This is a genomic window from Kitasatospora sp. NPDC059827 (assembly GCF_042731675.1).
Taxonomy (GTDB): domain Bacteria; phylum Actinomycetota; class Actinomycetes; order Streptomycetales; family Streptomycetaceae; genus Kitasatospora.
Window position 1 is genome coordinate 79,868 of sequence record NZ_JBHWIV010000033.1, and the last position, 6,963, is coordinate 86,830.

General features: G+C 72.7%; 5 protein-coding genes. 2 read left to right on the forward strand and 3 right to left on the reverse strand.

The window, feature by feature from the left end; all coding sequences use genetic code 11:
• Window positions 1–61 precede the first annotated feature (61 nt).
• The 3 genes from ACFV8H_RS21645 to ACFV8H_RS21655 are packed head-to-tail and all read right to left on the reverse strand — an operon-like array spanning window position 62 to window position 4,336.
• Window positions 62–1,102, reverse strand: coding sequence for a GntG family PLP-dependent aldolase (locus tag ACFV8H_RS21645; RefSeq protein WP_380402260.1), 1,041 nt, complete (start codon window positions 1,100–1,102; stop codon window positions 62–64).
• A 49-nt stretch (window positions 1,103–1,151) separates the two neighbouring features.
• Entirely contained in the window at window positions 1,152–2,435 is a 1,284-nt protein-coding gene (locus ACFV8H_RS21650; protein ID WP_380402245.1) for a cytochrome P450, read from the reverse strand.
• Window positions 2,432–4,336 carry an amino acid adenylation domain-containing protein gene (locus tag ACFV8H_RS21655; RefSeq protein ID WP_380402248.1) on the reverse strand — a complete coding sequence of 635 codons (1,905 nt, stop codon included), beginning with the start codon at window positions 4,334–4,336 and terminating at the stop codon, window positions 2,432–2,434. The genes ACFV8H_RS21650 and ACFV8H_RS21655 overlap by 4 nt, the downstream gene beginning before the upstream one ends.
• 416 nt (window positions 4,337–4,752) lie before the next feature.
• Here ACFV8H_RS21655 and ACFV8H_RS21660 point away from each other — a divergent pair, with 416 nt between their 5' ends.
• Together ACFV8H_RS21660 and ACFV8H_RS21665 are read left to right on the forward strand one after the other, a co-directional pair.
• Window positions 4,753–6,030: a lysine N(6)-hydroxylase/L-ornithine N(5)-oxygenase family protein gene (locus tag ACFV8H_RS21660; protein WP_380402251.1), complete on the forward strand. Its 1,278-nt coding sequence runs from the start codon at window positions 4,753–4,755 to the stop codon at window positions 6,028–6,030.
• Between the two features lie 126 nt (window positions 6,031–6,156).
• Window positions 6,157–6,810 (forward strand): FMN-binding negative transcriptional regulator, encoded by a 654-nt coding sequence (locus ACFV8H_RS21665; RefSeq protein ID WP_380402254.1) that lies wholly within the window; start codon window positions 6,157–6,159, stop codon window positions 6,808–6,810.
• Window positions 6,811–6,963 lie beyond the last annotated feature (153 nt).

Consider the following 6,963-nt stretch of genomic DNA (forward strand, 5'->3'; position numbering starts at 1 on the left):
CCCGATGGCACCGCCCCCGTTCCGGGGCGGTGCCGTCGTCGTCCAGCGGGGCCGTGCGCGGTCAGTCGGTCGTCGGGCCCTCCTTGAGGACCCGGGCCACCACGGCGACGGCGGCGGTGACGTCCTCGGCGCTCACCCCGTTGTGGACGACCGCGCGGATCCGGCCGTGGCCGAACTCGGTGACCGCCAGGCCGTGCCGGGCCACCGAGGTGACGAAGCTGCGCCAGTCGAAGCGCTCGTCGGTGACCTTGAAGATCACGATGTTGGTCTCGACGGTGTCGACGTCCAGCTCCACGCCGGGCAGCAGCGCCAGGCCCTCGGCCAGCCGCCGGGCGTTGGCGTGGTCCTCGGCCAGCCGGCCCCGGGTGTCCAGTGCGACCAGCGCGGCCGCCGCCAGCAGCCCGACCTGGCGCATCCCGCCGCCGAGCATCTTGCGCAGCCGGCGGACCCGCTCCACGAACTCCGCGCTCCCGGCCACCATCGAACCGACCGGCGCGCCCAGGCCCTTGGAGAGGCAGAACTGCACCGAGTCGACGTGCGCGGTGATGTCCGCGACCTCCACCCCGGCGGCGATCGCCGCGTTGACCACCCGGGCGCCGTCCAGGTGCACGGCGACGCCGCGCTCGTCCGCGAAGCGGCGCACCTCGGCCAGGTAGTCGAGCGGCAGCACCACGCCGCCGCAGCGGTTGTGGGTGTTCTCCAGGCAGATCAGCGAGGGCAGCGCGAACTGCGGGTCGTCCGGGTCCTTCGGGAAGGCGGCGGCCAGGTCGGCCAGCGCGATGGTGCCGTCGGCCTGGTTGGGCACCGGCTCGTAGACGACCCCGCCGCAGACCGCGGCGCCGCCCGCCTCGTACAGCCAGATGTCGCTCTCGGCGCCGACCACGGCCTTGGTGCCGCGCGGGGCGTGGGCCATGATCGAGGCGAGGTTGGCCATGGTGCCGCTCGGGAAGAAGCAGGCGGCCTCCTTGCCGGTCAACTCGGCGGTGCGGCGTTCGAGCTCGTTGACCGTCGGGTCCTCGCCGTAGACGTCGTCGCCGAGCTCCGCCTCGGTGATCGCGGTGAGCATCTCGGGCGTCGGCAGTGTGAAGGTGTCACTGCGCATCTCGATCACGGCGGGAAGGTCCTCTCGTTCCGGCACGGTGCGGGGTGGATCAGCTCGCCGGGACGGGCTCGGCGAGCTGCCGGGCGGCGCCGGGGCGCAGCCTGGCGGTCACCGGGAGGTGCTTGATCCCGGCGATGAAGTTGGAGGCCAGGTGCGCGACCGGGCCGGCCGGTTCGAAGCGCTCGACCAGTTCGGTGACCTCGGTGAAGAACTCGCCGAGGGCGATCCGGGCGAGCGGGGCGCCGACGCAGTAGTGCGCGCCGAACCCGAAGGCGACGTGCCGGTTGGGGGTGCGCGCCACATCGAAGCGGTACGGGTCGTCGAAGACCGTCTCGTCGCGGTTGGCCGAGCCCAGCCAGGCGACCACGGCCTCGCCGGCCCGCACCGGTTCGCCGCCGAGGACGGTGTCCTCGGTGGCGTAGCGCATGGCGTGGGTGGCCGGGGAGGCCCAGCGCAGGCCCTCCTCGACGGCGGAGGCGACGGTGGCCCCGCCGTCGAGCAGCCGCCGGTACTGGTCCGGGTGCTCCAGCAGGGCGTTGACGGTGGTCGCGATGACGTGCGGCGCGGTGACGTTGGCACCGAGCAGCACGTTGTAGCAGTTGTAGATGACCTCGTCGAGCCGGATCGTGCGGTCGCCGACGGTGAGCTGCTGGAGCAGCCCGACCAGGTCCTCGCGCGGGGTGCGGTCGGCGGCCACCTCGGCGAAGTAGTCGAAGAGTTCGTGGTGGGCGGAGACCAGCTGGTGGCCGCCGGAGTCGTCCCGGGAGGCGGGATCGGCGGGGGCGATCGCGACGGTGGTGAGCCTGGTCAGTTCGGGCCAGTCGGCCTCGGGCAGGCCCATCAGGGCGCCGGTGAACATCATCGGGAAGGCGGTCATCGCGGCCGCCAGGTCCCAGGGTTCGCCGCTCGCCAGCGGTGCCAGCAGCTGCCGGGCCATCCGGCGGATGGCCGGGCGGCGGGCGGCGAGTTCGCGGGCGGAGAGCGCCTGGGCGACGGGGCGGCGCAGGTAGCCGTGGATCGGCGGGTCGCTGGCGACCATCATCCGGTCGGCGGCCGGGTCCTGTTCGCCGAGGACGGAGAGCATGTTGCCGCGCCGCGAGGTGTAGAGCGCGTGGTCGCGCAGCACGGTGCTGGTCTCGGCGTGGGCGGTGACGGAGACGTAGCCGCGGCCGCTCGGTACGGTGAGCCGGGTGACGGGGGCCTTGTGGCGGTAGTGGCGCCAGACCGCGTGCGGGTCGCCGGTGGCGTAGAAGTGCGGGTCGCTCAGGTCGACGAGTTCCGGGTCCGGTGCCCCGTCCCGCTGCCCGTCGTCGCCGGGGCCGGTGATCCTCACCGGTCGGCCCCGGTCGGGGCGTCGGAGGCGAGTTCCGGCCGCTGGGTCCTGATGTGGTCCGCCAGTCCGGCCACGGTGGGGTTGAGGTAGAAGGCCCGGGCCCGGATCACCGCCTCGAACTCGGCGGTGATCTCCCGGGTGATCCGGCTGGCGGTCAGCGAGTGCCCGCCGAGGTCGAAGAAGTCGTCGTCGACGCCGACCGGTTCGACGTCGAGGACCTCCTGCCAGAGCACGGTGAGCCGGTGCTCGACCGGGTCGGCGGGCGCCCGGTAGGGTACGTCGCCGTCCGGGCGGGTCCGGCCGCGCCGGGCGGCCAGGGCGTCCCGGTCGACCTTGCCGTTGGGCTTGAGCGGCAGCCGGTCCACCCAGACCAGGGCGGTGGGGATCATGCCGGTCGGGAGCTCCTCGGCCAGGGTGCGGCGCAGTTCCACCGAGGAGACGGCGTAGGGGCCGCTGTAGAAGCCGACCAGTCGGCGGTCGCCGGGGCCGTGGTCCTGGAGGACGACGGCGGCGTCCTGGACGTCGGGGTGGCGGCGCAGCCGGGCCTCGATGTCGTCGGACTCGATCCGGACGCCGTTGACCTTGAGCTGGCCGTCGGCCCGCCCGGCGAACTCGTAGGCGCCGTCGGGGCCGCGCCGGGCGAGGTCGCCGGTGTCGTACATCCGGGTGCCGGGGGCGCTCGCGTACGGGTCGGGGAGGAAGCGGTCGGCGGTGAGGCCGGGCAGTCCGAGGTAGCCGTGGGCGAGGCCGGCGCCGTTGACGAAGAGCCGGCCGACGGTGCCGTCGGGCACCGGGTCCAGCCGCTCGTCGAGGACGACCATGCCGGTGCCGTCGATCGGTCCGCCGATCGGGACGCCGCGGTCGCCGAGCGGTGCGCGCACGGGGTGGGTACTGGTGAAGGTGGTGTTCTCGGTGGGGCCGTAGGCGGCCGAGACGAGGGTGTCGGGCAGGGCGGCGGCGGCCCGGTCGACGTGTTCGGCGGAGAGCACCTCGCCGCCGGTGAACAGCCGGCGCAGGGCGGGCAGGTCGGTCAGGCCCGCCTCGACCGCCTGGTGGAACAGGGCGGTGGTGAGGAACAGCACGGTGGTGCCGGTGTCCCGGGCGGCCTTGACCACCTCCGCCGGGCCGAGCCGGCCGGCCGGGGCGAGCGCCAGGCAGCCGCCGTTCAGCAGCGGGCCCCAGATCTCCAGGGTGGAGGCGTCGAAGGCGACCGGGGCGAGCTGGAGGAAGACGTCGTCGGGCCGGGCGTCGAGGTAGCCGGCGTCCAGCACCAGGCGCAGCACGGCGCGGTGCGGCACGCAGACGCCCTTGGGGCGGCCGGTGGAGCCGGAGGTGTAGGCGACGTAGGCGAGGTCCTCGGGGGTCTGTCCGCCGTGGGCGCCGGGGTCGTCCGTCGCCGGTGCGGCGGCCGCGTCGAGGTGCCTGGCCGTCGCGTCGAGGTGCTCGGCCGTCACGTCGAGCCGGTCGGCGGCCACGTCGAGCTGTTCGGCGGCCACGTCGAGGTGCTCGAACGCGCCGTCGAGCTTCGCCCGTCGGTCCGCGTCGGTGACCACCAGCGACACCTCGGCGTCGCCCAGGATGGTGTGCAGCCGGGCGGGCGGGTCGCCCGGGTCGACGGCGACGTAGGCGGCGCCCGCCTTGAGGATGCCGAGCAGGGCGACGACCAGCCGGGGCGAGCGCTCCAGCAGGACGCCGACCCGGTCGCCGCGGCGTACGCCCCGGTCGCGCAGCCGGGCGGCGAGCGCCCCGGCGGCGGCGTCGAGGGCGCCGTAGTCGAGGTCGCCGGCCTCGCTGCGGACCGCGGTGGCGGTCGGCGCGGCCGCCGCGACGGCGGCGAAGCGGCTCGCAAGGGTCCACCCCTGCTGGGGAACTGACTCGGTCGTGCCCGGTGATTCCAACATGGTGCGGTCGCGGATCCCTTCGCGCGAAACCCTTGCCCTGTCAGTTCTTGACGAGAAGTCAGTGAATGGAGTTCGGATAGTGGGTAACGAACTCTTTTGCCGAGTCGTGGACTTGGGGTCCGGCTATGCCCCCACCTCGAACGCTTCGGATGCTATTCAGCGTGACGATGCGCCGTCAAGAGCGGACCGGATCTCTCCGTCCCCGCAACGCCAACTCACCACGGGTGATCGGGATTTTCCCCTTTTGCTTGCACTGCACGTGGGGCAGCTCCTACTGTCATGGAGTGATCAGGAGTCGCGGCAGTGTGCTGCCCTGAGCACCGTCATCGGTCGACCGGACTCGACGTCGACCCAGACAGGCCATCCCCAAAAGGGAGAGAGCAGGGAAGTCCGTGGGTGAGCGGCAACGTTCCGGCGTGGTCGCCGGAACCGACATCGTCGACGTGGCCGGAATCGGCTTCGGCCCCTCGAATCTGGCCCTCGCGGCCGCCATTTCGGAGATCGCCGACGGGGCCCCGGTCACCGCGCGCTTCTTCGAGGCGCAGCAGCGCTTCGGCTGGCACCGGGGCATGCTGATCGAGGGCGCCACCATGCAGGTCTCGTACCTCAAGGACCTCGTGACCATGCGCAATCCGACCAGTCCGTACTCGTTCCTGTGCTACCTGCAGGCCAAGGGCCGGCTGGCGGACTTCATCAACACCAAGTCCTTCTACCCGCTGCGGGTGGAGTTCCACGACTACCTGGAGTGGGTCGCGGAGGGCTTCGCGGACCTCGTCTCCTACGGCTCGCGGGTGGTGGCGGTCGAGCCGGTCGCCGGCGAACAGGGCGTCGAGTTCCTCGACGTGGTCTTCGTCGCGGCCGACGGCACCCGCCAGGTGCAGCGCGCCCGCAACCTGGTGATCGCCGCCGGGATCGAGCCCAAGCTGCCCGCCGACCTGCCGCACTCCCCGCGGATCTGGCACACCTCCCGGTTCCTGCCGGAGGTGGAGCGGATCGCACCGCAGGACCCGCGCTCCTTCGTGGTCCTGGGCTCGGGCCAGAGCGCGGCGGAGGCGATCGAGCACCTGCACGCGCGCTTCCCGCGCGCCCAGGTGCACTCGGTGCACTCCCGGTACGGGTTCAGCGTCGCCGACGACAGCCCGTTCGCCAACCAGGTGTTCAACCCCGAGGCGGTGGACCGTTTCCACACCGCCCCGGACGACGTCCGGCAGCGCCTCATCGAATATCACGCCGGCACCAACTACTCGGTGGTGGACGCCGATCTGCTGCAGTCGCTGTTCCAGCAGGCGTACCTGGAAAAGGTGGCCGGAAATCCCCGGCTGAATTTCCACAACGTCTCCCGGGTGCGCGAAGTGACGGAAACTCCGGACGGCCTGCGGATCGACGTGGAATCGCTGTCCTCCGGCACCAGCACCATCCTGGAGGCCGAGGCGCTGGTGTGCGCCACCGGCTACACCCGCACCGACCCGGCGGTCTTCCTGGACGGCCTGCTGCCGCACTGCGGGCTGGACGACCAGGGCCGGCTGCGGCTCGACCGGGAGCACCGGGTGGTGACCGACGAGAGCGTGCGGTGCGGGATCTACGTCCAGGGCTTCGGCGAGCACAGCCACGGGCTCTCCGAGACCCTGCTGTCCCTCTCCGCCGTCCGCGCCGGGGAGATCGGCGACATGCTCGTCAAGGCACTGTCCGGCTGACCCCCGCACCGACCGGCGCTGACCCGCGCACCGGCCGGCCGACCCCCGCACCGACCGGGTGAGCCGGTCGGCCGGCCGCCCGGGGCAGACCCGGCAGCGCCGAAACACTGAGACCGAGGAGTACGAGTGTTCACGCCGAAGCTCTACCAGGTGGACGGGGACGACTGGCCGCTGCGGGTCATCGAGCGGCACCCGCTCGCCGTGCTGACCGGCAACGGGAACCCGACGCCCAACGCCACCCACGTGCCGGTGATCGTGCCGCCCGACGCCGCCCCGGGCGACCCGCTGCAGGGCATGCGCCTGTGGACCCACATGACCCGGGTGAACCCGCACTGGCAGCAGCTCGTCGCCGACGGCGGCGGCCCGGCGAAGCTCGTCTTCCACGGGCCGAACGGCTACGTCACCCCGACCCTCTACTCCGCCCCGATGGTCGCGCCGACCTGGAACTACGTGGCCGTCCACCTGGAGGGCACGATCGGACTCGCCGAGGACGACGAGACCCTGACCATCGTCCACACCACCGCCCAGACGCTGGAGGACCGGTTCGGGGACGGCATGCCGCTCGCCCCCTCGCTGGAGTACCACCGGCAGATCGTCGGCGCGGTCGGCGGCATCCACTTCACCGTGACCAAGGTCGAGGTGATGTTCAAGCTGAGCCAGGAGAAGGACCCGGAGGTCCAGCAACGGGTGCTCGACCGCTTCGCCGGCAGCGACTCCGGGCTGCACCGCGAGGTGGCCGACACCATGCGGGCGCTGCGGCTGGGCGCCGACGAGCGCTGACCCGGTAGGGTCCGGACAACGCCGGAGGCCCGGGGTGGTTCCACCACCCCCGGGCCCCCGCGGTGGCGGGCCGGGCGGGGCGCCCCGGGGGGCCCCCCAGGCCCCGGGGCGTTATAAAAAAAGTAGCGGGCGACGAATTAGGGGGTGTATATA

Coding starts and splice junctions, on each gene's coding strand:
- ACFV8H_RS21645 (WP_380402260.1), bottom strand. CDS start 1,102: ATGCGCAGTGACACCTTCACACTGCCGACGCCCGAGATGCTCACCGCG.
- ACFV8H_RS21655 (WP_380402248.1), bottom strand. CDS start 4,336: ATGTTGGAATCACCGGGCACGACCGAGTCAGTTCCCCAGCAGGGGTGG.